Genomic DNA, 26,166 nt, shown 5'->3' on the forward strand with positions numbered 1-26,166 from the left:
ATAGGGCGGCGAGCCGCGCGTCCGTCGCCTGCCGCTTGCACCGAACGCGCGGCGCGGGTCAAGTCACTTGGCGGAAAACGGGGCTATCCGGCCGGCTTGTGCAGGCCCTGCACCGCGGCGCCGGCGGCGGCGGCGCGCGCAAACGCCGCGGCGCCCAATATCGGCTTGGGGCGCGCGGCATAGTCGCGCGGGCTCATCCCCATGAATCGCTGGAAGTCGCGGGTGAATTGCGCCTGGTCGTAATAATGATGGTCCATCGTATCGATCCACGCCATCGACGGGTCGAGCATGAATCGGCCGAGCGAGCGCAGGAAGCGCTGGCGGCGCAACAGCAATTTGGGCGAAAAGCCGAAGGCTCGGTGGCACAATCGCTCGATCGAGCGTTCGGAGAGCGACAGTTTCGCCGACAGGTCGGCGACGCTCGTCACCTCGTCGTCGACCAGCGCCCGATGCGCGGCGAGGATCACCGGATCGTCGGGCGGCGCGTCGGCGAGGAGGGCGCAGACATGGGCGTCGATCAGCGCCGCCGCGGCGTCGACATCATTCACGTGCTGCAAGGCGCCGAGCAAAGGGGCGAAGGGAGCGAAGGCCGGGTCCGCGCTGCCGTCGGTCAGCCGGTCGGCCAAGTCTTCGGCGGACAAGGGAATGAATTTCGCCCAGCCCATCGGCAGGATGCCGATACCCCAGGCGCGCATATTGCCGGCGGCGAAATAGGTTGCGGTGCTCGTCGGGCCGGTGGCGACAAAGCGGGGCGTTTCCACCACCGGACTGTCGCCGATCGCCGCGAGCGGCCGGTCGCCTTCGACGAATCGCAGGTTCGCCCATTCGGGGTGCAGATAATCCTCGACCCGGCTGCCGTCGGTTCCGGCGACTTCGCTCAGATAGATGGTGCTGACATAGGGACGCAGGGCGGGCGACAGCGGAAAGAAGCGCGTGGCGACGCGCGCGCCGGCCGGGAAAAGAGGAGATGCGTCGCTGTGCGGCATGCTGTCCCATTCCTAGATGGCGAAGTGCATGAAAAACAATGCCCCGGCGTCAATATTTGTCGGGTTCTTACAATTTTATACGCGGCGGCTGCGGCATAGTTGCGTGGTCCGCTCCGAAGGGGGCGTGTGAGGAGAATCGCCGCGTGACGCCAAGGGGATGGGGCTTGGCGGGGACCTGAAACAGACGACTGATTTTCCGAGCTTCGTTCCGGCCGTCAGCTTTCTGCGACCCACGGCTATTCGGATCGGGCGGGGGGCGATGGTTTCCACTGGAACCATTGTCGAGGCGGTGCGGGGCGAGAGTCCGGCGCCGCCTCTTCCTTTGAAAGGCGCTTCTCAGGGCAGCGACCCGAATTTGCACGTTGAGCCGACGGGGCTTGCAACCGGCCGCATTGCGGATCACCATTCCCAAATCCGGCAGGGGCCGGGTTGAAGGGGAGTTGCCATGAAAATTTCCGCGCTGCCGGCTATTGGCTTTGTCACCATCTTCCTCACGACCGGATGCATGGAAAACATGCCCCGTCCGGAACGCCCGGGCCCCGAAAGGCCGATCGCCTGTACGCAGGAATATGCGCCGGTCTGCGCGGTGAAGCGAGGGAAGCGCAAGACTTTCAGCAATGCCTGCATGGCACGGGCCGAGCGCTATACGGTGATTAGCGGACAGGCGTGCAACAGCACGCAGTAGTGCCGCGCGTCCCGATCCCGTAAAATCCCAAAGAAAAAGGGCGGCCCCGACGGGGACCGCCCTAATTTCGTTCGCTTGGCTGAAAAGCGTCAGGCTGCCTTGGGCAGCGCCGCTTTCGCCTGGGCGATGATCGCCCCGAAGACATTGCCTTCGTTCATCGCGAGGTCGGCCATGACCTTGCGGTCCAGCTCGATCCCGGCCAGCTTCACGCCGTGCATGAACTGCGAATAGGTCAGGCCTTCGGCGCGGACCGCGGCGTTGATGCGCTGGATCCACAGACCGCGGAAATTCCGCTTCTTAACCTTGCGGTCGCGATAGGCGTACTGGCCGGCCTTTTCGACCGCCTGCTTGGCGACACGAATGGTGTTCTTGCGACGGCCATAATAGCCCTTCGCCTGTTCCAATACGCGTTTGTGCTTGGCGCGCGTGGTGACGCCGCGTTTGATGCGTGACATGCCTTAGCGCTCCTTACTTCAGGCCGTAGGGCGCCCAGAGGCGCACATGGGCCACATCCGAATCGCTGAGCACGCTGGTGCCGCGGTTGGTGCGGATATATTTTGCATTGTGGCTGCTCAGGCGGTGACGCTTGCCGACAACGCCGTGCTTCACCTTGCCCGAAGCGGTGAATTTGAAGCGTTTCTTCACACCGCTCTTGGTCTTCATTTTGGGCATTTTGGTCTCCTTTGGAAGTCCGTTTGCGTATCGGCCTGGCAGCCCTTTCAGCCAGCCGACACAATCGGAAGCGGGGCGCTTAGGGGGATTCGCCCGGAAATGCAAGCGATTCGGGGGCTAAAAACTCGCGCCGTCGACCTTCTGGATATTGAGCGCTTCGAGGTCGGCGTCGGGGACGCAGCGCAGGTTCACCGCCGCCATCTTCGATCCATCGGGACCCGTGCCGACCGAAAAGCCCTGGCACCCGCAATCGGTGCAGAATTGATGGTCGATATTATGTTTGTTGAACTTGTAGCTCGCGAGCTTGTCGGCGCCGCTCTCGAGCCGGAACTGGTCGATGGGCACGAAGGCGAGCAGGAAGCCCTTGCGCCGGCAATGCGAGCAGTTGCAGCTCATCGCCGTACCCGGAATATCGCCCTCGACCGTATAGGTCACCGCGCCGCAGTGGCAGCTTCCTTCAAAAGCCATTGTTCGCTCCTCTTCCGTTTAATGATGGCAGGCGAGTCCTTCGATCACATCCTCGAGCCGCGCGGGGTCACCGAGCGCGATGACATGCCCCATACTGTCGGCGCTCAGCGGGTCGCCGTTCCAGTCGCACATCGTCCCGCCCGCGCCTTCGACAATGGGGGCGAGCGCGGCGAAATCATGGAGCTTGAGCCCCGCCTCGACCACCAGATCGATATGCCCGCTCGCGAGCAGGCCATAATTGTAGCAGTCGCCGCCGAAGACCATGCGCTTGTGCGACGTCTTCGCCGCGAGCGCCATGAAATGTTCGGCGTCATGGTCGGCGAAATATTGCGGGCCGGTCGTCGCGAGCACCGCATCGGCCAGCTCGCGGCAGGGGCGCGTGCGCGCGGGCGTCCCGTTGAACAAGGTCGGCTGTCCGAGCGCGCCGACCCAGCGCTCGCCCGCGATCGGCTGGTCGATGATGCCGAGGATCGGCCAGCCGTCCTGGAGCAATGCGATCAGCGTGCCGAAGATCGGGCGTCCCGCCATGAAGCTGACGGTGCCGTCGATCGGGTCGAGCACCCATTGGCGCGAGGCGTCGGGACGCTCGGCGCCATATTCCTCGCCGATGATCCCGTCGCGCGGCGCCTCGGCATCGAGCAGGCGGCGCATCGCGGCCTCGGCGGCGCGGTCGGCCTCGGTCACAGGCGAGGCGTCGGCCTTGGCCTCGTGCGTCCAGTTTGAACGAAAGAGCGGACGGATCGCTTCGCCGGCGGCGTCGGCGAGACGATTGGCGAGGGTAAGGTCTGATGTGATCGACATGGCCCTGCGCTAGCCCAGCGGGGCTCCGGCCGCCAGTCCATGCAAACCTATTGCACCAGCCGAGGCCTCGATTTTATCAATTTTACAATATACGTATAAACTGTAAAATCACGATCATGCCGGGCGATTTTCCTCTCGATCCGATTGTCGCGACCTTCGCGCGCTATGGCCTGCGCAAGACATCGATGGAGGATGTTGCGCTGGCGCTCGGTGTGTCGCGGCAAGCGCTCTATAACCGGCATGGATCGAAGGGAGCATTCATCGGCTGGGCGACGAAACGCCTGATCGACAGCTCGCTGGCCGCGGCGCTTGCCAGCATCGACCAGCCCGCAAAGACGCTCGCCGAACGTTTGACCGATGCGCTCGACGCATGGGTCGGCCGGCATATGGACGTACTCCATGCGTCGCCGCATGGCGCCGAGATTGTCGCCACACTCCAGCGCGATCCGCCCGAAGCGGTTCGGGCGGCCGAGCGCCGGCTCGTCGCCGCGATGGCCGAAGCGATCCGGTTCAGCGGCCCGGGCTCGGCGGTCTCGCGTGCGGGCAGCATGGCGCAGGCTTTATGCTGGACCGCGCGCGGCCTCGTCCATGCCGTGCCCGATCATGCGACCTTCCGGCGGCAGCTCGATCATATCGTCGGCGCGCTCGTCGCGCGCTGACGCGATCAGTCGAAAAGCGAGGAGACGCTCGATTCGTCGGCGATGCGCTTGATCGCTTCGCCGAGCAGCGGCGCGACGGTGAGCGCGCGAACCTTGCTGCTGTCGTTCACCGCGTCGGTCGGCTGGATCGAATCGGTGATCACCAGCTCGGTGAGCTCGCTCGCATCGACGCGCGCGACCGCGCCGCCCGACAGCACGCCGTGCGTACAATAGGCAACGACGCCCTCGGCGCCCGCGGCCTTCAGCGCGGCGGCGGCGTTGCAGAGCGTGCCCGCCGAATCGACGATATCGTCGATCAGGATGCAGAAGCGGCCCTTCACGTCGCCGATAATGTTCATCACTTCCGATTCGCCGGCGCGCTCACGGCGCTTGTCGACGATCGCCAGCGGGGCGTTGTCGAGCCGCTTGGCGAGCGCGCGCGCGCGGACCACGCCGCCGACGTCGGGCGACACGACCATCAGATTCTTGCCCGCGAAGCGCGCCTGGATGTCCGCGCTCATCACCGGCGCGGCGTACAGGTTATCGGTCGGGATATCGAAGAAGCCCTGAATCTGACCGGCGTGCAGGTCGATCGCAAGCACGCGGTCGGCCCCCGAGGTGGTGATCAGATTCGCGACGAGCTTCGCCGAGATCGGCGTGCGCGGGCCGGGTTTGCGGTCCTGGCGGGCGTAACCGAAATAGGGGACGACCGCGGTGATGCGCTTTGCCGAGGCGCGGCGCAGCGCGTCGTTGATGATCAGCAATTCCATCAGATTGTCGTTCGCGGGGAAATTCGTCGGCTGGACGACGAAGACATCCTGGCCGCGGACATTCTCGTGGATTTCGACGAAGACCTCTTCGTCGGCGAAGCGGCGTACGCTGGTGTCGGTCAGCGGCAGTTCCAGATAGTCCGCGATCGCGCGGGCGAGGGGGAGGTTGCTGTTGCCGGAGATGAGTTTCATGCGCTGCGAAGCCCTTTCGCGCGGAGTGGGATTGCGCGCCCCCTTAGCCAGCGAGGGGCGATAGGGGAAGGGGTTAAAGCCCGATCCGCTGCGCGCGCCGCAGTTGAAATCGGCGTGCGTCGGCCTAAACCACCGACATGACACAAAAGCTCTCCATCCTTCTTTCGCAAATGACGCAGGTCGTGGGCGACCTCGCCGCCAATGCTGCGGCGATGCGCGACGTGCGCGGGCGGCACCCGGACGCCGACCTGATCCTCTATCCCGAGCTGCAGCTGATCGGCTATCCGCCCGAGGATCTGGTGCTGAAGCCCGCGCTGGCCGAACGCGCCGCGACGCTGCTCACCGAGCTTGCTGCCGATACCGCCGATGGCGGTCCGGCGATGCTCGTCGGCTCGGTCGAGCGGGAAGGCGACAGCCTCTATAATATCGTCGCGCTGCTCGACGGCGGCCGGATCGTCGCGACGCGTAGGAAGCACGAACTCCCCAATTACGGGACGTTCGACGAGAAGCGCGTGTTCGTTCCCGGGCCGCTCCCCGATATCGTCGAATGGCGCGGCGTGAAGCTGGGCCTGCCGATCTGCGAGGATGGGTGGTTGCCGAAGGTTTGCCAGCATCTGGCGAGGCAGGGCGCCGAGCTGCTGATCTCGGTCAACGGCAGCCCCTATGAAATCGACAAGGACGAGCGGCGCCTGACGCAGGTGTTCGCCAGCCGCGTCACCGACACAAAGCTGCCGGTCATTTTCCTCAACCGCGTCGGCGGGCAGGATGAGATCGTGTTCGACGGCTGCTCGTTCGTGCTGAACAGCGACGGGACGACGGCGCACCGGCTGACCGACTGGGAGCCCGAGGAGCGCGTGACGCACTGGACCAAGGGCGCGGATGGCTGGACGTGCGAAGCCGGCGCGATCGCCGAATGGGAATCGCATCCCGCCGATATCTACAGCGCGATGATCATTTCCTTGCGCGACTATGTCGAGCGCAACCGCTTCCCCGGCGTCGTGCTCGGGCTGTCGGGGGGGATCGATTCGGCGATCTGCGCCGCGATCGCCGCCGACGCGCTCGGTCCCGACAAGGTGTGGTGTGTGATGATGCCGAGCCGCTTCACGAGCCAGACCAGTCTCGACGATGCCGCGGGCTGCGCGGCGATGATCGGGTGCAAGCTCGACACGATTTCGATTGTGCCCGCGGTCGAGGCGTTCGACGCGATGCTTGCGGGCAGCTTCGCCGACAAGGACGTCGATATCACCGAGGAAAATGTCCAGTCGCGCATCCGCGGCGTCACCCTGATGGCGCTCAGCAACAAATTCGGCCCGATGCTGCTGACGACGGGCAACAAGAGCGAGATGAGCGTCGGCTATGCGACGATCTATGGCGACATGGCGGGCGGCTATAATCCGCTGAAGGACGCGTATAAAATGACGGTGTTCGCGGTGGCGAAATGGCGCAACGAAAATGTCCCGCGCCTGTCGCGCAACCCGGTGACCCCGGTGATGCCCGACACCATTATCACAAAGCCGCCGAGCGCTGAGCTGCGCCCCGACCAGAAGGACGAGGACAGCCTGCCGCCCTATGTCGACCTCGACCGCATGCTCCATATGCTGGTCGAGGAAGAGGCGAGCGTCGACGATGTCGTCGAGCGCTATGGCTTTGACCGCGACGCGGTGGTGCGGATCGAACGGCTGCTGATGCTCGCCGAGTATAAGCGCCGCCAGGCGCCGCCGGGGGTGAAGCTGTCGACGCGCAATTTCGGGCGCGACCGGCGCTATCCGATCACCCACGGTTTCCGGACGGCGTAGCGCGCCGTGGCGAACTGGCTCACCGGGATCGGTTATGCGCTGTCGATCGTCAGCGTCGTCTTGCTCGCGTGGGTCGCGTGGCCCGCGCCCGGTGAGAATCGCGCGCTGATCGGGGCGATCATCGCGGGGTCGGTGCTTTCGGTGGTCGGCATGGCGCTGCGCTGGGCCGCGCACATCGTCCAGAACCGCAAGATCGCGGAAGACGACTGACGGCGGCCGAATATGCGGTTATAGGCGCGGCCCATGACCGTCGTTACCCGTTTCGCCCCTTCGCCGACCGGCACCCTGCATGTCGGCAACGTCCGCACCGCGCTCCACAATTGGCTGTGGGCGCGCAAGCATGGCGGCCGTTTCCTGCTGCGCATCGACGACACCGACCTCGAACGCTCGAAAGAGGAATATGTCGACGCGATTCGCGCCGACCTCGCGTGGCTTGGGTTCGATATCGACGGCGAGGAGCGCCAGTCGGCGCGCTTCGCGCTTTATGAAGCCGAATTCGAAAAGCTGAAGGCGGCGGGGCGCGTCTATGCCTGTTACGAGACGCCCGAAGAGCTCGATATCCGCCGCAAGATATTGCTCTCGCGCGGGCTGCCGCCGGTTTACGAGCGCAAACCGGCCGATGCGCCGGTCCCCGAGGGCGTCGCGCCGCACTGGCGCTTCCGGCTCGACCATGACGCGGCGATCGAGTGGACCGACATGGTCCGCGGACCGCAGCATTTCGAACCGAAGACGATGTCCGATCCGGTGGTGCGCCGCGCCGACGGCAGCTGGCTCTATCTGCTGCCGAGCGTGATCGACGATATCGCGATGGGGATCACGCAGGTCGTACGCGGTGAGGACCATGTCTCGAACACCGCGTCGCAGGTCCAGATGTTCGCCGCGCTCGGCGCCGCGCCGCCCGCCTTTGCGCATGAAGCGCTGCTCGTCGGGACCGAGGGCAAATTGTCGAAGCGGCTGGGCTCGCTCGGTATGGCGAGCCTACGCGAGGCGGGGATCGAGCCGATCGCGCTCGTCGCCTTGCTCGCGCGGCTCGGGACAAGCGATCCGGTCGAGCCGGTGACGCAGGTTGCCCCGCTGGTCGAAAGCATCGACTTCGCGCGCTTCGGCCGCGCCCCCGCGCGCTTCGACGAGGCCGAGCTCGCGCTGCTCAACCAGAAGATCTTGCACCACACCGACCATGCGGCGATCGCGGACCGCCTGCCCGCCGCGATCACCGAAGCGCGCTGGAATGCGATTCGGCCCAATGTGATGACGGTGGCCGAGGCGGCCGAGTGGGTGCCCGTGTTCGACGGCCCCTTCACCCCGCCACCCGCCGAAGCGGCCGACCGGCCGGTGCTCGCCGCGGCGGCACAGGCCGCACCCGCGATCGATTGGGGCGCCGACCCCTGGCACGCGCTCACCGGCGCGGTGAAGGAGGCGACGGGGGCAAAGGGCCGCGCGCTCTTCCTGCCGCTGCGCCGCGCGCTCACCGCCCGCGATCATGGCCCCGACATGGCCGAACTGCTGCCGCTGATCGACAAGGGTCAGGCGGTAGCGCGGCTTTCCGCCGTCTAGGTCTCCCCACGGCATCGTGTGAAAGCTTGCTTACCGATCCACTTGACATGCAACGTGATGTTATAATATCACGTTGATCTGACCTGGCCGACAGCAACGGTCGGAACGCGGCAGGGCCGGGTCATAGAGGCAAGGAGAGATGCCATGACCCTGATACCCTTGATTTCAGCCATTATGGCCGCGCCCGAAGCGACCACCGCGCCGGCCGGGGCGGCGGTGCCGCTGCCGCGCAACAGCTATGGCAGCGATGCCCGCCACCACCCCGTCGCCGCGCTGTTCGCCGTCGGGCTGCCCGTCGCGCTCGTCGTCGCGGTCGCATTGTCGCCGATGATGATCGAAATGGCGCCGAAGACCAAACCGATGACCGGGACGTTGATCGAGCTCGAGAAACCGATCGATCCGCCGCCCCCGATAGAAAAGACCCACGTCGACACCTGGCCGAAGACGACGTCTGCAACCGAGACGGTCGCGCCCACGGTTTACACCACGACGAACGACAATGTCGTCGAAACCGGACCGAGCGTCCCCGACGTCATATGGAACGACCCGGGGCCGACCGTGGTGCCGGACCCGCCCATGCCGAAGTTGGTGCTCGCGCAGCTCGACCAGCGCTATGCGGATCTTTTCCAGCCTGACTATCCGGCACGCGCCCAGCGCGAGGGGATCGAGGGCGTCGCGGTCGTCCGCGTGCTGATCGGCACCGACGGGCGGGTGAAAGCGGTCGAGCTGGTCAGCACCGACGATCCGGCGTTTTTCGAGGCGACGAAACGGCGCGCGCTGACGAAGTGGCGCTTCAAGGCTGCGACGCGCGGCGGGGTGGCCGAAGAAAGCTGGAAGGAAATGCGCGTCCGTTTCGAGATCAAGAACGCCTAGGGCCACAATCCCACCCCTCCCGGACGGGCGGCCGATGTGCCGCCCGCCCTTCCTTTCGCTTGACAGAAAGGCCGAATCCCGCCAAAGGCGCCCGGATATTGAGGGGCGGCGCGGCGTCGCGCGGCCCTTTCATGTTTTTCACACCAACGTCGGGGCCCTAGTCCCGCCGCATCCCTCGGACCTCCGGTGGATGTGCAGTTAATTCGAGGAACAGGGCCATGGCCAAGCCGACGACCGTCAAGATCAAGCTGGTGAGCACCGCCGACACGGGCTTTTTCTATGTCACGAAAAAGAACCCGCGCACGATGACCGAGAAGATGTCGGTGCGTAAGTACGACCCGCGTGTCCGCAAGCACGTCGAGTTCAAGGAAGCCAAGATCAAGTGATGCATTTCCCCATGCGCTGAAAGCGCGTGGGACGGAAATGCGTCATCCCGGCGAAAGCGGGGATCCAGAAGGGCGGCCGCGTGCCGCCCTTTTTCGTGCCCGGAGAATGGCGGCTTTGGGGTGGGAGGCTGCCGTTCGAGCGGCACACGGGCATCTGCTCCCGCTTGCGGGAGGGGTAGCGAGGCTTACGAACTTGTTTGTTAGCCGCAGCGGGGTGGGCTGATCGCAACGTTGCTGGCCCACCCCCGACCCCTCCCGCAAGCGGGAGGGGAGATTATGTCCGCAATCGGTCGCTAACGGCCGCGCCCCCGTCAGGCCATAGTCCACCTCATCAATCGCGCAGCGGCCGGCGCGCGATATCATTTTCGATGATGTGCCGAATCGTGATCATCGTCTTGAACGAATGCACGCCCTTGTCCTCGCCCAGCGCGCGGCGCGTGAAGACGTCATATTCCTCCATCGAGCCGATCTGCACTTTCAGCAGGAAATCATCGTCGCCGGTCACGTCCCATGCCCCCGTGATTTCGGGGTGGCGAGCGATCTCGCGCGCGAAGGCATCCATAGTCTGCGGCCCCGCCTGTTGCATCCGGACGAGGATATGCATGGTGAGCGCCGATCCGGTCAGCGCTGGATTGACCACCGCGATATCGGCGACGATCACCTTCTCCTCGCGCATCCGGCGGAGGCGGCGGAGCACTGCCGATAGCGAAAGGCCGACCTTGTCGGCGAGGATTCGCGCGGGCTGGAGATTGTCGTGCCGCACCAGTGCGAGCAGCCGACGGTCGAAATCGTCGAGGTCGATCATTTTTCGCATGAATTAAACAGTAGCGCGAAAATTAGTCGCACGCACGATCAATTTCGGCGCCGATCGTCGCATTTGCTAAGGTAGAAATGATTCGTCCGGGCCGCCCCTCCCCATCTTCCGCGGTTCCGGGTGAAGGAGACATAAGATGACCCGTAACACCCCCGAAACGCGCTGGATCGCCCGCGCCTGGACCGCCGCCGTCACGGCCTCGGAAGCCGCCGTCGCCATCCATTATTCGGCGCCGTGGCTACGCACCGCCGCACCGCGGCTTTCGGAACGGACCGCCCGCGACGCCTGCGCCGCCTGACGGTCCCTTCCTTCCCCCGCCGCGGTCAGCAGCGACGCTTGCGGTCGATCTCGCGGCCGAGCAGCGCGCCGCCGGCGGCACCGAGGATCGTGCCCGTGGCGCGGTCGCCCCGGCTATCGATTTCGCGGCCCAGCAGGGCGCCGGCGGCGCCGCCGACGATCAGTCCCGTCGTGCCGCTGGTGCGGCAGTTCCGATAATATCGGCCTTCGCGGTGACGCCGATATTCGCGGCGATCCTGCCAGCGATCATGGTCGCGGTCGTAATGCCCGTGCCGATGGTGGCGGCTGCGCGCCTCGGCTTCGGTCGGCATGGCGGCCAGCGTCGTCGCGCCGATCAACGCCGTCAAGGCCAGCCTCTTCATCAAAAACATCTCATGTCCTTCCATCCTGAACCCCCGCGATCAGGATTAGGAAAGGAAAGCTGGCCGGTGGCTGAACCCGATCGTGCAGCCGGAGCGCGCGCCAGCGACTCGCCGACGATTTTGGGCGGCCCGTCGCAATTGGGGCGGCGCGATCACAAAAACTAGGCGAACGCCCCGACGCTTTCGATGAACTTGATCACCGAAATCGGTTTGGACACATAGGCTTCGGCGCCCGCAGCCTTGATCTGCTCCTCGTCGCCCTTCCCCGCATAGGCGGTGACCGCCATGATCGGCACCGCGCGCAGGGTCAGGTCGGCCTTCATCTGGCCGATCAGGTCGAGCCCGCTGACATGCGGCAACTGGATGTCCATGATGATCAGGTCGGGCGAAACCTCGCGCGCCTTTGCCAGCGCATCGCGTCCGTCGCGCACCGGATGCGCGCTATAGCCATGGGCGTTGAGCAGGTCGCAGAAGAGACGCAGGTTGAGCTCATTATCTTCGACGACCAGGATGGTCTTGCCCATGTTACTTATGTTCCCCACCTTGCGTACGCGGCCCGTTTAGGCGAATCGGCGGCATGACACAATTAGGGACACGCGACTTGCACGATGGCGATGCCGCGCTGGCGCTTCAGGCGCTCGGCTGGATTTTGAGCGACGAACCGCGCGCCGAACGGCTGCTCGGCCTGACCGGGCTTGCGCCCGATGAACTGCGCGCCTCGCTCGGTGAGCAGGCGACGCTCGCGGCGATCCTGTCGTTCCTGACGGGCCACGAAAACGACCTTGTCGCCTGCGCCGATGCGTTGCAGGTGCCGCCCGCCAGCATCGCCGCCGCGGCGCAAAGACTTGAAGGAACCACCGCATGAACCGCCCGCTCGTCATCACCGATTGCGACGAGGTGCTGATGCACATGGTCGTGCCCTTCGCCGAATGGGTCGACGCCGAACATGGCGTGATCTTCCGAATCGAGGACGCGAGCTTCGCGAACGCCTTGAAGCGCAAGGAATGCGGCACGCCGCTCGAGGCGGCCGAGGTGTGGCCCTTGCTCGACGGCTTTTTCCGCCGGGAAATGACGCGGCAATATCCGATTCCGGGTGCCTTGGCGGCGATGGCGGCGATCGGTGCCGAGGCCGATATCGTCGTGCTCACCAACGTCGGCCCCGAACATCAGCAGGCGCGCGTTGAGCAGCTCGCGCTCCACGATTTCCACGCGCCGGTGATCGGCAGCCGCGGCGGCAAGGGCGAACCGGTGCGCCGCCTGATCGAGGAGTATCAGCCTTCGGTCGCGGTGTTCATCGACGATCTCGCCGGCCATCATATGTCAGTCGCGCAGGAAGCGCCCGACGTGTGGCGGCTCCACCTCGTCGGCGAGCCCGCGATCGCCGGCAAGATCGCGCCCGCAAAGCACGCGCATGCGCGAATCGACGACTGGACGACGGCGCGCGACTGGATCCTGGCGCGCCTCGCCGAAAACATCCCCGCCCCGGCCCCCGAACCGGTTTAAGAACAAGGACAGATCATGGATATCGCCGCCAAAATCGCCGAACTCGGCCTCGAACTCCCCAAGCCCGCCGCGCCGGTCGCCGCTTATGTCCCCGTCGTCGAGCATGGCGGCCTGCTCTATGTCAGCGGCCAGTTGCCGTTCCGCGATGGGCAGGTCGTCACCGGCCGCCTTGGCGAGGATGTCGACGTCGCGGGCGGGCAGGATGCCGCGCAGCGCGTCGCACTGATGCTCGTCGCGCAGATCGGGCAGGCGCTCGGCGGCGACTGGTCGCGCGTCGAACGCGTCGTCAAGCTCGGCGTGTTCGTCAACAGCACCCCCGGCTTCACCGATCAGGCGAAGGTCGCCAATGGCGCGTCGGAGCTGTTCGAAACATTGTTCGGCGAAGCGGGCCGCCACGCGCGTGCCGCGGTCGGCGTCGCGGTGCTGCCGCTCGGTGCGGCGGTCGAGGCCGACGCGATCGTCGCGGTGAAGCCCGCCTAAGCATTCCGGTGGCCGAAGCCGACCCACCCGCGCGCACGATATCGCTCGGAACCGGCGTCGCCGCCATCGACGCCGCCGCATGGGACGCCTTGCACGATGGCGGCAATCCGTTCGTCGGCCACGCCTTCCTGTCGCTGCTCGAACAATCGGGCAGCGTCGGGGCGGGCACCGGCTGGCAGGCCGCGCCGTTGCTCGTCGAGGATGCGGGCGGCGCGCTCGTCGCCGCCGCGCCCGCCTATTTGAAGTCGCACAGCCAGGGCGAATATGTGTTCGACCATGCGTGGGCCGATGCCTGGGCACGCGCGGGCGGCGATTATTATCCCAAGCTGCAGATCGCGGCGCCCTTCACTCCCGTGCCGGGGCCGCGCCTGCTATCGAATGACAGGGGCGACGCCTTGCTGCTGCTCCGTGCCGCTGAGGCGGTGGTGCGGCAGAACGGGCTGTCGTCGGCGCACGCCACTTTTGTGGCGCCCGAGCAGATGCCGCTGTTCGAGGAGGCGGGCTGGCTCGTCCGCCGCGATATCCAGTTTCATTTCGCGAACGCGGGCTATCGCAGCTTCGACGATTTCCTCGCCACGCTGAATTCGGCAAAGCGCAAGCAGCTCCGCAAGGAGCGGCAACGCGCGGTCGAGGGACTGCGGATCGACGAGCTGACGGGCGCCGCGATCGGTCCCGAGCATTGGGACGCGATGTGGCTTTTCTATCAGGACACCGGCGCGCGCAAATGGGGGCATCCGTACCTGACGCGCTCCGCCTTCGACCTGATGGGCGAGGCGATGGCGGAGCAGATCATCCTGCTGATCGCTTATGACGGTGAGGAAAGGCCGGTCGCCGGTGCGCTGCACTTCGTCGGCGCTGACACGCTCTACGGCCGCTACTGGGGCTGTCTCGTCGAGATCCCCTATCTGCATTTCGAGCTATGCTATTATCGCGCGATCGACATCGCGATCGAACGCGGCCTTGCCCGCGTCGAGGCGGGCGCGCAGGGCGGGCACAAGCTCGCGCGCGGCTATGGCCCCGTCGCGACCTGGTCGGCGCATTTCATCGCCGACCCGGGATTTCGCCGCGCGGTTGCCGATTACCTCGAACAGGAACGGCGGGCGGAAGAAGTCGAAATGGAGTGGCTGGAAGGGCAGATGCCCTTCAAGCGGAAGGATTAGGCCGCAAAGCGCCGCGCGGCGGGACGGCGCGCCGTCTCGTCGAGCCAGGCGCGCGCCTGGCGCTGCGCTTCGGCGATTTCGTCGCGGCTCATCTCATCCGACAAGTCGGCGCGGCACTGCTGGCCTTCGATATTGCCGCCGAGCGCGGCGAGATTGAACCATTTATGCGCCTGGATCAGGTCGACATCGACCCCGCCGGTGCCGGTCGAAAAGGCAATGCCGAGATCGAAATAGGCATTGGCGTCGCCGCGTGCGGCGTCGAGCAGACGGCTCTCGATCAGATATTGGGCAGACTTCAGACTATTCGCCATGATAACCCCCTTTGCCTCCACCCCACATGGAGACCTCGGGCCCCAAATTTGCGGTTTATGGTCAACAAAGCGTTAACGGCGATTGCACTTTTTTGTGGATATCGTCCGAAGTCCACGGAAATCGGTGGGTTTCGGCGTTAATCGCCGACCGGAAGATTGTCGATCAGCCGCGTTTTTCCGATCCGCGCCGCCGCCAGAAGCCGCGCGGGCTTTCGAAACGCGCTCAATCGTTCGAGGCTGTCGGCATCGGCGAGCGCGACATAATCGACGCTGTCGAAGCCCCCCCCGACGATCACCGTCTCGGCCCTGGCGAGCGCTTCGCCAACATCGGCGCCGTCCGCGATCGCTTTCGCCGCGGTGTTCAGCGCACGCGGAAAGACGGTCGCCGCCGCGCGCTGTTCGGGCGAGAGATAGGCGTTGCGCGACGACAGCGCGAGGCCGTCGTCATCGCGTGCGATCGGCGCCCCCAATATGTCGATCCCGAAGTCGAGGTCGCGCGCCATGCGGCGGATGATCGCGAGCTGCTGCCAGTCCTTTTCGCCGAAGATCGCGACGTCGGGCCGCACCTGGTTGAACAATTTGGCGACGACGGTCGCGACGCCGTCGAAATGGCCGGGGCGCGCGGCGCCGCAATAATCGGCGCCGAGCTCGGCGACCTCGATATGCGTGCTGTGCCCGCCGGGGTACATGGTTGCGACGTCGGGCGCCCAGAGCAGACTGGTGCCTTCCTCGACGAGCATCGCGGCATCGCGCGCCTCGTCGCGCGGGTAGGCGGCGAAATCCTCGTTCGGGCCGAATTGCGTCGGGTTGACGAAGATCGACACGACCGCGTGGTCGGCGACGCGCTTTGCCATACGCACAAGCGAGAGGTGGCCATCGTGCAGCGACCCCATCGTCGGGACCAGCGCGACGCTCTTTCCTCCCTGCTTTAGTGCCGTAACGGCACGGTGCAGCATCGCGATGTCACGGATGATTTGCACGGCTGGTCGCCCTCCGATATTGGCGCGACTATATCACTTCGCGCGCCGGCCGCCATGCCGCGCAAACAGGAAAATCGCAACGCCCCATGACGACCTCAGCGACGAAGCCCGCACCGCACCGCATCATCTTTGCCAATGAAAAGGGCGGGACCGGCAAATCGACTTGCGCCGTGCATTTCGCGGTCGCGCTGGCGAGCCAGGGCTGGCGCGTCGCGGGGATCGATCTCGACCCGCGCCAGCGCACCTTTCACCGCTATCTCGAAAATCGCGAGAATACCGCGAAGCGCCGCGAGATCGCGTTGCCGACGCCGCGCTTCGAGGTGTTCACCGGGTCGACGATCGAGGAACTCGACGAACAGGTCGCGGCGCTGAGCGAAGACGTCGATTATCTGATCGCCGACACCCCGGGCCGCGACGATGTCTTCGCGCGCCACCTCGCGACCAGCGCCGATACGCTCGTCACCCCGATCAACGACAGTTTCATCGACTTCGACCTGATCGGACAGGTCGATCCCGAAACCTTTCAGGTCACCCGTCCCAGCTTCTATTCCGAACTGATCTGGGACGCGCGCAAGACGCGCGCGAAGGCCGACGGGCGGACGATGGACTGGATCATCCTGCGCAACCGCCTCCAGCACGTCGATGCGCATAATATGCGGCGCGTCGGCGAGGCGCTGACCCAGCTGTCGCGGCGGGTCGGGTTCCGCGTCATCCCGGGGCTCGGCGAGCGCGTCATCTATCGCGAGCTTTTCCCGGCTGGCCTCACCCTGCTCGACAAGGCGCACCTTGGCGGCATGGGGATTGGCCACGTCGTCGCGCGGCAGGAACTCCGCGAGGCGATGGGTGGACTGAACCTGCCGGTGCGCGAAAGATTGCATCCGGACGGGGATTTGTTCGCCGCCGCCTGACCCTTTCTCTCCCCAAGAGGATCAAAGATGACGCACAATTTCCACTCCACGATGCTGCGCGAATATGACATCCGCGGGGTCGTTAGCGACACGCTGTCCGACAAGGACGCCTATGCCATCGGCCGCAGCTTCGCGACGCTGGTCCGCCGCGCGGGCGGCAAGCGCATCGCCGTCGGCTATGACGGCCGCCTGTCGTCGCCGATGCTCGCCGACGCGCTGATCGCCGGGATCAACGCCGCGGGGATCGATGCGCTCAACGTCGGGCTGGGGCCGACGCCGATGCTCTATTATGCCGCGTCAACCGAGGATGTGGAGGGCGGCATACAGATAACCGGCAGCCACAATCCCCCCGACTATAATGGCTTCAAATTTGTGATGCAGGGGCGTCCCTTCTACGGCGCCGATATCCTCGGCATCGGCGAAATGGCCGCCGCGGGCGACTGGGAGGCGGGCGAAGGTACGTCTGAGAGCATCGATATCGTCGATGCCTATGTCGACCGGCTGGTCGAGGGTTTCACCGGCGGCGCCTTCCGCATCGGCTGGGACGCCGGCAACGGCGCTGCGGGCACCGTCATCGAGAAGCTCACCGCGCGCCTTCCGGGCGAGCATCATCTGCTGTTTACCGACATTGACGGCCATTTCCCGAACCACCATCCCGATCCCACCGAAGAGAAGAATCTCGCCGATCTGCGCAAGCTCGTCGCGGAGAAGAGCCTCGATTTCGGCGTCGCTTTCGATGGAGACGGCGACCGTATCGGCGCGATCGACGGCGAAGGCCGCGTGATCTGGGGCGACCAGCTCTTGCAAATCTATGCCGCGGCGGTGCTGAAGGATCTGCCCGGCGCGACGGTCATCGCCGACGTGAAGGCGAGCCAGGCGCTGTTCGACCGCGTCGCCGAGCTCGGCGGCAAGCCCTTGATGTGGAAGACCGGGCACAGCCTGATCAAGGCGAAGATGAAGGAAACCGGCAGTCCGCTCGCGGGCGAGATGAGCGGGCACATCTTCTTCGCCGACCGCTATTATGGCTATGACGATGCGCCCTATGCCGCGCTCCGGCTGATCGAGGCGGCCACGAAGCTCGGGCAGAGCGTCACGACCTTGCGCGGCAATATGGCGCCGATGGTCAACACCCCCGAAATGCGCTTCCAGGTCGACGAGAGCCGTAAATTCGCCATTGTGGACGAAGTCCTCGACCGGCTCGCGACCTCGGGCGCGCAGGTCGATCGCACTGACGGTGCGCGCGTGCTCACCGACGACGGCTGGTGGTTGCTGCGTGCCTCGAACACGCAGGACGTGCTCGTCGCGCGCGCCGAGGCGAAGGACGAGGCGGCGTTGGCGCGGCTGCTCGCGGCGATCGACGAACAGCTCGCCTTGTCGGGGATCGTGCGCGGGCCGCAGGCAGCGCATTGATTTCCCTTCCCGCAGGCGGGAGGGGCAGCGAGGCTTGCGAACTTGTTCGGCTAGCCGCAGCGGGGTGGGCTGACACCGTTTCGGATGCCCACCCCGCTGCGACTAGGCCCGGCTGGCGCCGAACCAAGTCTCGCAAACCCCTCCCGCAGGCGGGAGGGGAAATTCTGGCCCTGCAAAAATCTTGCCAGATTGACGTTCGCCGCGTCGCTGGGGTAACGCCGCTCGGGGGCTAGAAACGGAACCGACCGACCTATGACCGACGACGAATCCATCGCTGGCACGCTGACCGAGGACGATCATGGCGTCACCGAGCACAAGGCGCATGTCCGCGAGGACGCCGCCGCGGGCAACGGTCTCGCGGTCATTTCGATCGCCAAAAGCTATGACAAGCGCGTCGTGCTGTCGGATGTGTCGCTGTCGGTCGGCAAGGGCGAGGTCGTCGGCCTGCTCGGCCCGAACGGTGCGGGCAAGACGACCTGCTTCTATTCGATCATGGGGCTGGTGAAGCCCGACGCCGGGCGCATCATGCTCGACGGCGCCGACATCACCGCGCTGCCGATGTATCGCCGCGCGATCCTCGGCCTTGGCTATCTACCACAGGAAACCTCGATCTTTCGCGGAATGACGGTCGAACAGAATATCGGTGCGGTGCTCGAACTCAGCGAGCCCGACAAGATCGCGCGCGAACGGCGAATGGAAGAATTGCTCGACGAATTCGGCCTCACGCGCCTCCGCGATTCGGCGGCGATGGCGCTGTCGGGCGGCGAACGGCGCCGCGCCGAGATCGCGCGCGCGCTCGCGGCCAACCCGTCGATCATGCTGCTCGACGAACCCTTCGCGGGCATCGATCCCTTGTCGATCAGCGACATTCGCGACCTTGTCGTCGACCTCAAGAAGCGCGGCATCGGCGTGCTGATCACCGACCATAATGTGCGCGAGACGCTCGACCTCGTCGACCGCGCCTGCATCATTTACGACGGCAAGGTTCTGCTTGCCGGCTCCCCCGAAGAGCTCGTCGCCGACCCCGAGGTGCGTCGCCTCTATCTCGGCGAGGGCTTCTCTTTGTGATTGAATAATCGCTGATGGCGTTGGGTCCGCGCCTCGATCTCCGCCAGTCGCAATCGCTGGTGATGACGCCGCAGCTGCAGCAAGCGATCAAGCTGCTGGCGCTGTCGAATCTCGAACTTGAAGCCTATCTGGCCGAGGCGCTCGAAGGCAATCCGCTGCTCGATACGGCGTCGGCCGACAGCGACGGCAGCGCGGGCGATCCCGATGGCGTGCCCGGCGGCGAGGCCCCGGCGGCCGAAGCCGCGTCGCTCGACGCCGATCAGGCGCTGGCGGCGGATGGCGGCACCGCGAACGATCTCGACGTCGACCTTGCCGCCGACAGCTTCCACCACGACAGCGCCAGCGACAATGTCGGCCTGTCGGGGAGCGGCGAGGATATCGATTTCGACAGCTTTGCCGAGCATGAGGGCACGCTCCACGACCATCTGCTCGCGCAGGTCGGCGAGCGCTTCAGCGGGATCGAGGCGATCGTCGCGGGTCAGCTCGTCGCGCTGATCGACGAGGCGGGTTATCTGCGCGCCGACCTCACCGAACTCGCCGCCCAGCTCGGCGTCCCGCTCGCCTTGCTCGAAGAGATACTCGCGGGCATCCAATGCTTCGATCCCTCGGGCGTCGGCGGGCGCGACCTCGCCGAATGCATCGCGATCCAGGCGCGCGAGGCCGACCGCTACGACCCCGCGATGGCGACGATGATCGCGCACCTCGACCTCGTCGCCAAAGGCGCCTTCCCGCAGCTGAAGCGCATCTGCGGGGTCGACGACGAGGATCTCGCCGACATGATTCGCGAGCTGCGCGGCTATGACCCCAAACCCGGGCTCAAATTCGGCGGCGATGGCGCGCCGGCGGTCGTCCCCGACCTCTATATCCGCCAGACCGCGAAGGGCTGGGCGGTCGAGATCAACAGTGGGACCCTGCCGCGGCTGCTCGTCAACCGCCGCTATTACACCGAACTCGCGCAGGGCGCGGCGGCGAAGAGCAAGGCGTGGCTCTCCGAACAGCTCGCAGGCGCCAACTGGCTCGTCCGCGCGCTCGACCAGCGCCAGCGCACGATCGTCAAGGTCGCGAGCGCGATCGTGAAGCAGCAGGAGGGCTTTTTCCTCCACGGCGTCGCGCACATGCGCCCGCTGACCTTGCGGCAGGTCGCCGAGGAAATCGGCATGCACGAATCGACCGTCAGCCGCGTCACGAGCAACAAATATCTGAGCTGCGCGCGCGGGCTGTTCGAGCTCAAATATTTCTTCTCGAGCGGCATTTCGGCGGTCGAGGGCGACGGCGCGGTGTCGGCCGAGGCGGTGAAGAGCCGGATCAAGGCGATGATCGAGGCCGAGGACGCCAAGGCGATTCTCTCCGACGAGACGATCGCGCAGAAACTGTCGGGCGAGGGCCACGACATCGCACGGCGCACCGTCGTCAAATATCGCGAGGCGATGGGCTATGGCTCGTCGGTGCAGCGGCGGCGGCAAAAGGCGCTGGCGGGCTGAAACGGCCCTCCCGGCCGTCGTCACCCCGGACTTGATCCGGGGGCCACGCGGCCCGGCGTTGCTATGGATCCCGGATCAGGTCCGGGATGACGAAATTTGGGTGAGGGGCGGTTGACTTTTCGGCCTTATCCCCATAGTTGCGCCGCTTCGCGTCAATACGCCAAGATTTACGGACAGAGATCATGAAGATTCGCAACAGCCTGAAGTCGCTGAAGGACCGCCACCGGGATAACCGCGTTATCCGCCGCCGTGGCCGCACCTATGTGATCAACAAGACCAACCGCCGCTTCAAGGCGCGCCAGGGCTAATGCCCCTGCGCGGGGTGATTTCGCCCCGTTTGTTTTTGATGAACAGCGTTACGCCGTCGGATGCTTCCGGCGGCGCTTTCGCGTGTCTGGAGGCCGTATGATTCGGCAGAGCGTGATCTTCGATGTCGGCCGCGTCCTGTTCGATTGGGACCTGCGCTACCTCTTCGCCAAGCTGATCGCCGAGAAAGACGAGCTCGAATGGTTCGTGACGAATGTCGTCACGCCCGGGTGGCATTTCCAGCACGACGCCGGCCGCCCGCTCGCCGAGATGGTGCCCGAGCGGAAAGCCGAGTTTCCCGATCATGCGCCGCTGATCGACGCCTATGCGACGCGCTTCAACGAGACGATTCCCGGCCCGATGCCGGGCAGCCTCGAACTCGTCGAACGCCTCGACGCCGCGGGCGTGCCTTTGTTCGCGATCACCAATTTCGGGCATGAATTCTGGGAAGCTTTCCGCCCGACCCAGCCGGTTTTCGATCGCTTCCAGGGCATCATCGTCTCGGGCACCGAAAAGCTGCTGAAGCCCGACCCCGCGATCTACCGCCTTGCGATCGAACGATTCGGTATCGACCCCGCGGGCGCGCTGTTCATCGACGATGTTACGAAGAATATCGAAGGTGCCGAATCGGTCGGGATTGCGGGGCACCAGTTCCGCGATGCGGCGACGCTGGAAACCGAACTCCTGACACGCGGTTATCTCGTCGCGGGCTGATCGTCCGAATCGGGTTTCGGGTTGAGCGCCGCTTGCTGCGCGTCATATTGCTCGCGCGACTTCCAGCCGCGTGGATCCGCGCCATAGGCGTTAGGTCCGATTGTCGGGGACCAGAAGATCAACGCGAGCCAGAGGATGAGCGATACGAAGGCGAGCTCGGGCAGCCCGACGGCCTCGCCAGCATAGGGCAATGCGACAAGGAGCGCGAGCCACCATCCCGGCCGCGCTATGTCGTGCAGTCGGCCCACCGCCATATAGACGAGAACCAGGCCGAAAACGACTTCGGCGGCGACGCGCCACCAAGCATAGCTTGCCGGATCGCTCAGTGCGTCGAACCGGAAGCCAAGGTTGAGCATCAGTTCTACACGGCCGGTGGTCGCGAAATCGGCGGCAAACGTCCCGATGCTGCCGAGAATCAGCAACGCGAAAAGCCGGCCGCGCGTGCAGCGGCCTACCGGAAAGAATCGTCGCACGAGCGCCTGCATCCTATTTCTCCACCCCCAGCTGCGTCAGCACAAACGCAAACTCTTCGGCATCCTCGCGCAGGGCGCCCCAGCGGCCCGATTTGCCGGCATGGCCCGCGCCCATATTGGTGCGGAGCAGCAGCGTGGCGTCGTTGGTGCGCGTCGCGCGGAGCTTCGCGACCCATTTGGCGGGTTCCCAATAGGTGACGCGCGGATCGTTGAGCCCCGCCGACACGAGCATCGGCGGATAGGCCTTCGCGGTGACATTGTCGTAGGGGCTGTAGCTCAGCATATAGTCGAACGCCGCCTTGTCGGTGATCGGATTGCCCCATTCGGGCCATTCGCCCGGCGTCAGCGGCAGCGTCTCGTCGACCATCGTGTTGATCACATCGACGAAGGGCACACCCGCGAGTACCGCGCCCCACAGCTCGGGCGCCTGATTATACACCGCGCCCATCACCTGCCCGCCCGCCGAGCGGCCCTCGATCGAGATCTTGCCCGCGCTCGTATATTTCGCCGCGATCAGCCCCTTGGCGACGTCGATGAAGTCGTTGAACGTGTTCTTGCGCTCGGTCGTCTTGCCCGCGAGATACCAGGCGCGGCCAAGGTCGTCGCCGCCGCGCACATGCGCGATCGCATAGATCATGCCGCGATCGACAAGGCTCAAACGCGTCGTCGAAAAGCCCGGCGGGACGCGGTAGCCGTAAGAGCCATAGACATAGAGATGCATCGGCGCGCTGCCGTCGCGCGGCGTGCCCTTTTTATAGACGAGCGACACCGGAACCGGGGTGCCGTCGCGCGAGGGCATATTCACCAATTCGGTCACATAGTCATCATGATTATAACCGGATGGAATTTCCTGCACCTTCAGCGTCTCGAGCTTGCCGTTCGCAAGGTCGTAATCGAACACCGTGTCGGGGGTGACCATCGATTCATAATCGAGGCGCAGCTTATCCTGATGATATTCGGGATTGTCGCCGAGCCCCGCGACATAAGTCGCCTCGGGGAAACGGATCCGGCCGGCGGTCAGCGGCGCGTCATATTTGCGGATATCGACCTGATCGACCCCCTTCTCGCGCGTTTCGAGCACGAAATAGTCGCGGAAGACCGACAGGCCGGTGATGTAGCTCGCATCCGATCCGGGGATCAGCGTCTTCCATTCGTCGGGCTTCTTCACGCTCGCGGTCGCGACGCGGAAATTGGGATGCTCGTCGTTGGTGTAGACGTATAGCGTCCCGTCGCGCTCATCGACGCTATATTCGCGGCCCTTCTTGCGCGCCGACACGAGCTGCATCTTCGCTTCGGGATTGTCGGCGGGGAGCAGGTAGACCTCGCTCGTCTCATTATCGCCCGTCGCGATCACGATATAATTGTCGGCCGCGGTCTTGCCGATGCCCACGCCGAAACCGATGTCGGCCTCCTTGTAGAGCAATTTATCTTGCGTGACCGGGGTGCCGAGCTTGTGCAGCCGGACATTGTCGGTGCGCCAATTCTCGTTCGCGAGACCATAGAGCAACGCGTCGTTCTGCGCGGTCCACACCAGCGACGACAGCGTGCCCGGAATGACGTCGGGCAGCGCCTCGTTCGTCATCAGATTTTTGAAGCGAACCTCGAAGCGTTCGGAGCCATTGTCGTCGACCGCATAAGCCATCAGCTTCCCATCGGGGCTGACCGACACGTCGGAAAGGCGGAAATATTCCTTGCCCGCGGCCATCGCGACCTCGTCGAGGATCAGGATCGCGTCGCCTCCCGCGACCGCCCTGCGATACCATTTCTTATATTCGGCGCCCTCTTCAAACTCGACCCAATAGACCCAGTCGCCGTCCTTCTGCGGCACGCTCGAATCGGCTTCCTTGATCCGGCCCTTCATCTCCTGGAAGATCGTTTCGACCAGCGCCGCATGCGGTTTCATCGCCGCGTCGAAATAGGCATTCTCCGCCTTCACATAGTCGAGGACGTCCTTGTCATCGATCGTCGGATAGCTCTCATCCTTCAGCCAGTGGTACGGGTCGGAGAGTTTCTTGCCGTGCAGCGTCACTTCGTGCGGGCGCTTTTCCGCGACGGGGGCGGCGGGCAGGGCAGGGGTCGGGCTGGTCAATGCGGCATCTTTCTCTTTGGCGAACAGGGCAGGCGATGCGACAAGCGGGGTGGCAATTGCTGCCAGAAACATCCAAATAGCGCGCATCGAAAAATCCCCCGCGGTGTCGCCCGATTGGGCGGGATCGCCTACGATGTAGGAACAAGGAAGCGACCATGTCCAGCCCCGTCCATTCAGAGCGCCTTGCCCGCGTCCGCGCCGAACTGACCGCGCGCGGCCTCGACGGCTTCGTCGTGCCGATCAGCGACGAGCATATGAGCGAATATGTCGGCGACTATGCGCAGCGCATGGCGTGGCTGACGGGCTTCGGCGGTTCGGCCGGCACCGCGGCGGTGCTGCCCGCCAAGGCCGCGGTGTTCGTCGACGGGCGCTATACGGTGCAGGTCCGCGATCAGGTCGACGGATCGCTGTTCGACTATGTCGGCGTGCCGCAGTCGAGCGTCGCCGAATGGCTCGGTGCGAACGTCAGCGCGGGGCAGAAGATCGGCTTCGACCCGTGGCTCCACGGCATCGACTGGGCGCGCGGTCTGGGCAAGGCGCTCGCCGACAAGGGGGCGCAGCTCGTCGCGGTCGACGCCAACCCGCTCGACGCCGCGTGGGACGATCAGCCGGCACCGAGCGCCGCCGCGGTCACGGTCCATGACACCAAACTCGCCGGGCAGGCGGCGACCGACAAGCGCGCCGTGATCGCCGACTGGCTGAAGGCCAAGGGGCTCGACACGACGGTGATGACCGCGCTCGATTCGGTCGCGTGGACCTTCAACATCCGCGGATCGGACGTCAGCCATACGCCCGTCGGGCTCGCCTTCGCGCTGCTCCACGCCGATGCGACCGCCGACCTGTTCATCGCGCCCGAAAAGGTCACTGACGCGGTGCGCGCGCATCTCGGCAACAGCGTGCGCATCCACGACCGCGACGCCTTCGAGGCCGCGCTCGCCGATCTCAAGGACAAGAAGATCGCGGTCGACCCCGACCGCGCGGTCGCGGCGATCTTTACCGCCTTGGAAGCTGCCGGCGCGAAGATCGAACGCCACCGCGACCCCGCGGTGCTGCCCAAGGCGATCAAGAACGACACCGAGCTGAACGGCACGCGCGCCGCGCACGTCCGCGACGGCGTCGCGGTGTCGCGCTTCCTGCAATGGATGGAGGATGTCGCGCCGCTGGGCGGGCTCGATGAACTCGGCGCCGCGGCGAAGCTGCGCGAATTTCGCGACGCCAATGGCGCGCTCGTCGATCTGAGCTTCGACACCATCTCGGCCGCGGGCCCGAACGGGGCGCTGCCGCATTACAAGGTCGACGCGACCACGAACCGCGCGATCGAAACGGGCACGCTCTATCTCGTCGATTCGGGCGGGCAGTACGCCGACGGCACCACCGACATCACGCGCACGATCGCGATCGGCGCGCCGACCGCCGAAATGCGCCGCCGTTTCACGCAAGTGCTCAAGGGGCATATCGCGCTCGCGACCGCGCGCTTCCCGAAGGGCACGCGCGGCAGCCAGCTCGACATTCTCGCGCGCCAATATCTGTGGGCCGACGGGGTCGATTATGCGCATGGCACCGGCCACGGCGTCGGCGCCTATCTGGCGGTCCATGAGGGGCCGCAGCGCATCGCCAAGCCCGCGGGCGGGCAGGCGGGGACCGAGGAACCGCTCCACGCGGGCATGATCCTCTCGAACGAGCCCGGCTATTACAAGGCCGGCGCGTTCGGCATTCGCATCGAAAATCTGGTGATCGTGGTGCCGCAAAGCATCGACGGCGCCGAAGAGGATATGCTGGGGTTCGAGACGATCACCTTCACCCCGATCGCGCAGAACCTCGTCGACGCCGCGCTGCTGTCGGGTGCCGAAGCCGACTGGCTCGACGCCTATCATGCCGCGGTGTTCGAAAAGCTCGCGCCCGGAATGACCGGCGACGACCGGGCCTGGCTCGAAGCGGCGTGCGCGCCGCTCGACCGCGCCCCCGCTGCGCTCGCGGCTTGATCCGCGC

32 protein-coding genes are annotated in these 26,166 nt (G+C 65.4%); 19 read left to right on the top strand and 13 right to left on the bottom strand.

Translation table 11 applies throughout. The features are described from left to right. Nucleotides 1-83: 83 nt before the first annotated feature. Complete coding sequence (locus tag FG91_RS13330; RefSeq protein ID WP_081940586.1) at nucleotides 84-986, bottom strand: helix-turn-helix domain-containing protein; 903 nt, start codon at nucleotides 984-986, stop codon at nucleotides 84-86. 445 nt (nucleotides 987-1,431) lie between these two features. Here FG91_RS13330 and FG91_RS13335 point away from each other — a divergent pair, with 445 nt between their 5' ends. Further along, the gene (locus tag FG91_RS13335) at nucleotides 1,432-1,671 is read left to right on the top strand and encodes a hypothetical protein (protein ID WP_052187581.1); all 240 of its coding nucleotides are present in this window, start codon (nucleotides 1,432-1,434) and stop codon (nucleotides 1,669-1,671) included. An 89-nt stretch (nucleotides 1,672-1,760) separates the two neighbouring features. Here FG91_RS13335 and rplT read toward each other — a convergent pair whose 3' ends face one another. From rplT to hisN, 4 genes are all read right to left on the bottom strand, one after another. Next, nucleotides 1,761-2,126: a 50S ribosomal protein L20 gene (gene rplT, locus FG91_RS13340; RefSeq protein ID WP_037515683.1), complete on the bottom strand. Its 366-nt coding sequence runs from the start codon at nucleotides 2,124-2,126 to the stop codon at nucleotides 1,761-1,763. A gap of 13 nt (nucleotides 2,127-2,139) precedes the next feature. Continuing rightward, entirely contained in the window at nucleotides 2,140-2,343 is a 204-nt protein-coding gene (rpmI, locus tag FG91_RS13345; protein ID WP_037515684.1) for a 50S ribosomal protein L35, read from the bottom strand. Between the two features lie 117 nt (nucleotides 2,344-2,460). Continuing rightward, on the bottom strand, nucleotides 2,461-2,811 hold the full coding sequence (locus FG91_RS13350) for a GFA family protein (RefSeq protein ID WP_037515686.1): 351 nt from the start codon (nucleotides 2,809-2,811) through the stop codon (nucleotides 2,461-2,463). 18 nt (nucleotides 2,812-2,829) lie between these two features. Beyond that, the gene (gene hisN / locus FG91_RS13355) at nucleotides 2,830-3,612 is read right to left on the bottom strand and encodes a histidinol-phosphatase (RefSeq protein WP_037515688.1); all 783 of its coding nucleotides are present in this window, start codon (nucleotides 3,610-3,612) and stop codon (nucleotides 2,830-2,832) included. Between the two features lie 116 nt (nucleotides 3,613-3,728). Between hisN and FG91_RS21055 the strand changes: the two genes are divergently transcribed. Beyond that, the gene (locus FG91_RS21055) at nucleotides 3,729-4,271 is read left to right on the top strand and encodes a TetR/AcrR family transcriptional regulator (protein ID WP_052187582.1); all 543 of its coding nucleotides are present in this window, start codon (nucleotides 3,729-3,731) and stop codon (nucleotides 4,269-4,271) included. A 5-nt stretch (nucleotides 4,272-4,276) separates the two neighbouring features. Here FG91_RS21055 and FG91_RS13365 read toward each other — a convergent pair whose 3' ends face one another. Further along, nucleotides 4,277-5,212, bottom strand: a complete 936-nt coding sequence (locus tag FG91_RS13365) for a ribose-phosphate pyrophosphokinase (protein WP_037515690.1) — start codon at nucleotides 5,210-5,212, stop codon at nucleotides 4,277-4,279. A gap of 137 nt (nucleotides 5,213-5,349) precedes the next feature. On the opposite strand from FG91_RS13365, the gene FG91_RS13370 reads away from it, so the two are divergent. The 5 genes from FG91_RS13370 to rpmG all read left to right on the top strand — a co-directional run bounded on the left by FG91_RS13370 (nucleotide 5,350) and on the right by rpmG (nucleotide 9,821). Continuing rightward, complete coding sequence (locus FG91_RS13370) at nucleotides 5,350-7,008, top strand: NAD+ synthase (protein ID WP_037515692.1); 1,659 nt, start codon at nucleotides 5,350-5,352, stop codon at nucleotides 7,006-7,008. A 6-nt stretch (nucleotides 7,009-7,014) separates the two neighbouring features. After that, entirely contained in the window at nucleotides 7,015-7,218 is a 204-nt protein-coding gene (locus tag FG91_RS13375) for a hypothetical protein (RefSeq protein WP_037515694.1), read from the top strand. A 33-nt stretch (nucleotides 7,219-7,251) separates the two neighbouring features. Then, nucleotides 7,252-8,562 (top strand): glutamate--tRNA ligase, encoded by a 1,311-nt coding sequence (locus tag FG91_RS13380; RefSeq protein WP_037515696.1) that lies wholly within the window; start codon nucleotides 7,252-7,254, stop codon nucleotides 8,560-8,562. 144 nt (nucleotides 8,563-8,706) lie between these two features. Further along, nucleotides 8,707-9,435, top strand: coding sequence for an energy transducer TonB (locus FG91_RS13385; protein WP_037515698.1), 729 nt, complete (start codon nucleotides 8,707-8,709; stop codon nucleotides 9,433-9,435). 218 nt (nucleotides 9,436-9,653) lie between these two features. Then, nucleotides 9,654-9,821, top strand: coding sequence for a 50S ribosomal protein L33 (rpmG, locus tag FG91_RS13390; RefSeq protein WP_037515700.1), 168 nt, complete (start codon nucleotides 9,654-9,656; stop codon nucleotides 9,819-9,821). Between the two features lie 331 nt (nucleotides 9,822-10,152). Here rpmG and FG91_RS13395 read toward each other — a convergent pair whose 3' ends face one another. Then, a complete protein-coding gene (locus FG91_RS13395; RefSeq protein ID WP_235212036.1) occupies nucleotides 10,153-10,626 on the bottom strand; it encodes an Lrp/AsnC family transcriptional regulator in 474 nt (157 codons plus the stop codon). Nucleotides 10,627-10,771: 145 nt separating this feature from the next. Here FG91_RS13395 and FG91_RS22060 point away from each other — a divergent pair, with 145 nt between their 5' ends. After that, entirely contained in the window at nucleotides 10,772-10,933 is a 162-nt protein-coding gene (locus FG91_RS22060) for a hypothetical protein (protein WP_161785662.1), read from the top strand. A 25-nt stretch (nucleotides 10,934-10,958) separates the two neighbouring features. Here the strand turns inward: FG91_RS22060 and FG91_RS13400 are convergent, their stop codons facing one another. Together FG91_RS13400 and FG91_RS13405 are read right to left on the bottom strand one after the other, a co-directional pair. Then, on the bottom strand, nucleotides 10,959-11,294 hold the full coding sequence (locus tag FG91_RS13400) for a glycine zipper 2TM domain-containing protein (RefSeq protein WP_037515849.1): 336 nt from the start codon (nucleotides 11,292-11,294) through the stop codon (nucleotides 10,959-10,961). A 161-nt stretch (nucleotides 11,295-11,455) separates the two neighbouring features. Next, nucleotides 11,456-11,818 (bottom strand): response regulator, encoded by a 363-nt coding sequence (locus FG91_RS13405; RefSeq protein WP_037515703.1) that lies wholly within the window; start codon nucleotides 11,816-11,818, stop codon nucleotides 11,456-11,458. 53 nt (nucleotides 11,819-11,871) lie between these two features. Between FG91_RS13405 and FG91_RS13410 the strand changes: the two genes are divergently transcribed. The 4 genes from FG91_RS13410 to FG91_RS13425 are packed head-to-tail and all read left to right on the top strand — an operon-like array spanning nucleotide 11,872 to nucleotide 14,437. Next, nucleotides 11,872-12,159, top strand: coding sequence for a DUF3572 domain-containing protein (locus FG91_RS13410; RefSeq protein WP_037515704.1), 288 nt, complete (start codon nucleotides 11,872-11,874; stop codon nucleotides 12,157-12,159). Continuing rightward, the gene (locus FG91_RS13415; protein ID WP_037515705.1) at nucleotides 12,156-12,797 is read left to right on the top strand and encodes an HAD family hydrolase; all 642 of its coding nucleotides are present in this window, start codon (nucleotides 12,156-12,158) and stop codon (nucleotides 12,795-12,797) included. The genes FG91_RS13410 and FG91_RS13415 overlap by 4 nt, the downstream gene beginning before the upstream one ends. Before the next feature lie 15 nt (nucleotides 12,798-12,812). Continuing rightward, nucleotides 12,813-13,277: a RidA family protein gene (locus tag FG91_RS13420; RefSeq protein ID WP_037515706.1), complete on the top strand. Its 465-nt coding sequence runs from the start codon at nucleotides 12,813-12,815 to the stop codon at nucleotides 13,275-13,277. A gap of 8 nt (nucleotides 13,278-13,285) precedes the next feature. Beyond that, nucleotides 13,286-14,437 carry a GNAT family N-acetyltransferase gene (locus tag FG91_RS13425; RefSeq protein WP_037515707.1) on the top strand — a complete coding sequence of 384 codons (1,152 nt, stop codon included), beginning with the start codon at nucleotides 13,286-13,288 and terminating at the stop codon, nucleotides 14,435-14,437. On the opposite strand, the gene FG91_RS13430 is transcribed toward FG91_RS13425, so the two are convergent. Both FG91_RS13430 and panC read right to left on the bottom strand, forming a co-directional pair. After that, nucleotides 14,434-14,748, bottom strand: coding sequence for a sel1 repeat family protein (locus FG91_RS13430; protein ID WP_037515851.1), 315 nt, complete (start codon nucleotides 14,746-14,748; stop codon nucleotides 14,434-14,436). The genes FG91_RS13425 and FG91_RS13430 overlap by 4 nt on opposite strands. A gap of 137 nt (nucleotides 14,749-14,885) precedes the next feature. Then, entirely contained in the window at nucleotides 14,886-15,728 is an 843-nt protein-coding gene (gene panC / locus FG91_RS13435) for a pantoate--beta-alanine ligase (RefSeq protein WP_037515708.1), read from the bottom strand. An 86-nt stretch (nucleotides 15,729-15,814) separates the two neighbouring features. Between panC and FG91_RS13440 the strand changes: the two genes are divergently transcribed. The 6 genes from FG91_RS13440 (at nucleotide 15,815) to FG91_RS13465 (ending at nucleotide 21,615) form a co-directional block, all read left to right on the top strand. Continuing rightward, entirely contained in the window at nucleotides 15,815-16,636 is an 822-nt protein-coding gene (locus FG91_RS13440) for a division plane positioning ATPase MipZ (RefSeq protein WP_037515710.1), read from the top strand. Between the two features lie 27 nt (nucleotides 16,637-16,663). After that, a complete protein-coding gene (pgmG, locus tag FG91_RS13445) occupies nucleotides 16,664-18,046 on the top strand; it encodes a phosphoglucomutase/phosphomannomutase PgmG (protein ID WP_037515712.1) in 1,383 nt (460 codons plus the stop codon). Between the two features lie 252 nt (nucleotides 18,047-18,298). Then, nucleotides 18,299-19,114, top strand: a complete 816-nt coding sequence (gene lptB / locus FG91_RS13450) for an LPS export ABC transporter ATP-binding protein (RefSeq protein WP_037515714.1) — start codon at nucleotides 18,299-18,301, stop codon at nucleotides 19,112-19,114. A 14-nt stretch (nucleotides 19,115-19,128) separates the two neighbouring features. Next, nucleotides 19,129-20,595, top strand: coding sequence for an RNA polymerase factor sigma-54 (gene rpoN / locus FG91_RS13455; protein WP_037515716.1), 1,467 nt, complete (start codon nucleotides 19,129-19,131; stop codon nucleotides 20,593-20,595). A 182-nt stretch (nucleotides 20,596-20,777) separates the two neighbouring features. Then, the gene (gene ykgO, locus FG91_RS13460; protein ID WP_003046794.1) at nucleotides 20,778-20,903 is read left to right on the top strand and encodes a type B 50S ribosomal protein L36; all 126 of its coding nucleotides are present in this window, start codon (nucleotides 20,778-20,780) and stop codon (nucleotides 20,901-20,903) included. Nucleotides 20,904-21,000: 97 nt separating this feature from the next. Further along, the gene (locus tag FG91_RS13465; protein ID WP_037515719.1) at nucleotides 21,001-21,615 is read left to right on the top strand and encodes an HAD family hydrolase; all 615 of its coding nucleotides are present in this window, start codon (nucleotides 21,001-21,003) and stop codon (nucleotides 21,613-21,615) included. On the opposite strand, the gene FG91_RS13470 is transcribed toward FG91_RS13465, so the two are convergent. Continuing rightward, nucleotides 21,597-22,100 (bottom strand): DUF805 domain-containing protein, encoded by a 504-nt coding sequence (locus FG91_RS13470; protein WP_037515721.1) that lies wholly within the window; start codon nucleotides 22,098-22,100, stop codon nucleotides 21,597-21,599. The two genes, FG91_RS13465 and FG91_RS13470, sit on opposite strands and share 19 nt — an antisense overlap. 1 nt (nucleotide 22,101) lies before the next feature. Further along, nucleotides 22,102-24,249 (bottom strand): S9 family peptidase, encoded by a 2,148-nt coding sequence (locus FG91_RS13475; protein WP_081940587.1) that lies wholly within the window; start codon nucleotides 24,247-24,249, stop codon nucleotides 22,102-22,104. A gap of 83 nt (nucleotides 24,250-24,332) precedes the next feature. Between FG91_RS13475 and FG91_RS13480 the strand changes: the two genes are divergently transcribed. Then, entirely contained in the window at nucleotides 24,333-26,159 is a 1,827-nt protein-coding gene (locus FG91_RS13480) for an aminopeptidase P family protein (protein ID WP_037515723.1), read from the top strand. Nucleotides 26,160-26,166 lie beyond the last annotated feature (7 nt).

It is taken from the genome of Sphingopyxis sp. LC81 (assembly GCF_000756375.1).
GTDB lineage: Bacteria > Pseudomonadota > Alphaproteobacteria > Sphingomonadales > Sphingomonadaceae > Sphingopyxis.

Coding starts and splice junctions, on each gene's coding strand:
- FG91_RS13330 (WP_081940586.1), bottom strand. CDS start 986: ATGCCGCACAGCGACGCATCTCCTCTTTTCCCGGCCGGCGCGCGCGTC.
- FG91_RS13335 (WP_052187581.1), top strand. CDS start 1,432: ATGAAAATTTCCGCGCTGCCGGCTATTGGCTTTGTCACCATCTTCCTC.
- rplT (WP_037515683.1), bottom strand. CDS start 2,126: ATGTCACGCATCAAACGCGGCGTCACCACGCGCGCCAAGCACAAACGC.
- rpmI (WP_037515684.1), bottom strand. CDS start 2,343: ATGCCCAAAATGAAGACCAAGAGCGGTGTGAAGAAACGCTTCAAATTC.
- FG91_RS13350 (WP_037515686.1), bottom strand. CDS start 2,811: ATGGCTTTTGAAGGAAGCTGCCACTGCGGCGCGGTGACCTATACGGTC.
- hisN (WP_037515688.1), bottom strand. CDS start 3,612: ATGTCGATCACATCAGACCTTACCCTCGCCAATCGTCTCGCCGACGCC.
- FG91_RS21055 (WP_052187582.1), top strand. CDS start 3,729: ATGCCGGGCGATTTTCCTCTCGATCCGATTGTCGCGACCTTCGCGCGC.
- FG91_RS13365 (WP_037515690.1), bottom strand. CDS start 5,212: ATGAAACTCATCTCCGGCAACAGCAACCTCCCCCTCGCCCGCGCGATC.
- FG91_RS13370 (WP_037515692.1), top strand. CDS start 5,350: ATGACACAAAAGCTCTCCATCCTTCTTTCGCAAATGACGCAGGTCGTG.
- FG91_RS13380 (WP_037515696.1), top strand. CDS start 7,252: ATGACCGTCGTTACCCGTTTCGCCCCTTCGCCGACCGGCACCCTGCAT.
- FG91_RS13385 (WP_037515698.1), top strand. CDS start 8,707: ATGACCCTGATACCCTTGATTTCAGCCATTATGGCCGCGCCCGAAGCG.
- rpmG (WP_037515700.1), top strand. CDS start 9,654: ATGGCCAAGCCGACGACCGTCAAGATCAAGCTGGTGAGCACCGCCGAC.
- FG91_RS13395 (WP_235212036.1), bottom strand. CDS start 10,626: ATGATCGACCTCGACGATTTCGACCGTCGGCTGCTCGCACTGGTGCGG.
- FG91_RS22060 (WP_161785662.1), top strand. CDS start 10,772: ATGACCCGTAACACCCCCGAAACGCGCTGGATCGCCCGCGCCTGGACC.
- FG91_RS13400 (WP_037515849.1), bottom strand. CDS start 11,294: ATGAAGAGGCTGGCCTTGACGGCGTTGATCGGCGCGACGACGCTGGCC.
- FG91_RS13405 (WP_037515703.1), bottom strand. CDS start 11,818: ATGGGCAAGACCATCCTGGTCGTCGAAGATAATGAGCTCAACCTGCGT.
- FG91_RS13410 (WP_037515704.1), top strand. CDS start 11,872: ATGACACAATTAGGGACACGCGACTTGCACGATGGCGATGCCGCGCTG.
- FG91_RS13415 (WP_037515705.1), top strand. CDS start 12,156: ATGAACCGCCCGCTCGTCATCACCGATTGCGACGAGGTGCTGATGCAC.
- FG91_RS13420 (WP_037515706.1), top strand. CDS start 12,813: ATGGATATCGCCGCCAAAATCGCCGAACTCGGCCTCGAACTCCCCAAG.
- FG91_RS13430 (WP_037515851.1), bottom strand. CDS start 14,748: ATGGCGAATAGTCTGAAGTCTGCCCAATATCTGATCGAGAGCCGTCTG.
- FG91_RS13440 (WP_037515710.1), top strand. CDS start 15,815: ATGACGACCTCAGCGACGAAGCCCGCACCGCACCGCATCATCTTTGCC.
- pgmG (WP_037515712.1), top strand. CDS start 16,664: ATGACGCACAATTTCCACTCCACGATGCTGCGCGAATATGACATCCGC.
- lptB (WP_037515714.1), top strand. CDS start 18,299: ATGACCGACGACGAATCCATCGCTGGCACGCTGACCGAGGACGATCAT.
- rpoN (WP_037515716.1), top strand. CDS start 19,129: ATGGCGTTGGGTCCGCGCCTCGATCTCCGCCAGTCGCAATCGCTGGTG.
- ykgO (WP_003046794.1), top strand. CDS start 20,778: ATGAAGATTCGCAACAGCCTGAAGTCGCTGAAGGACCGCCACCGGGAT.
- FG91_RS13465 (WP_037515719.1), top strand. CDS start 21,001: ATGATTCGGCAGAGCGTGATCTTCGATGTCGGCCGCGTCCTGTTCGAT.
- FG91_RS13470 (WP_037515721.1), bottom strand. CDS start 22,100: ATGCAGGCGCTCGTGCGACGATTCTTTCCGGTAGGCCGCTGCACGCGC.
- FG91_RS13475 (WP_081940587.1), bottom strand. CDS start 24,249: ATGTTTCTGGCAGCAATTGCCACCCCGCTTGTCGCATCGCCTGCCCTG.
- FG91_RS13480 (WP_037515723.1), top strand. CDS start 24,333: ATGTCCAGCCCCGTCCATTCAGAGCGCCTTGCCCGCGTCCGCGCCGAA.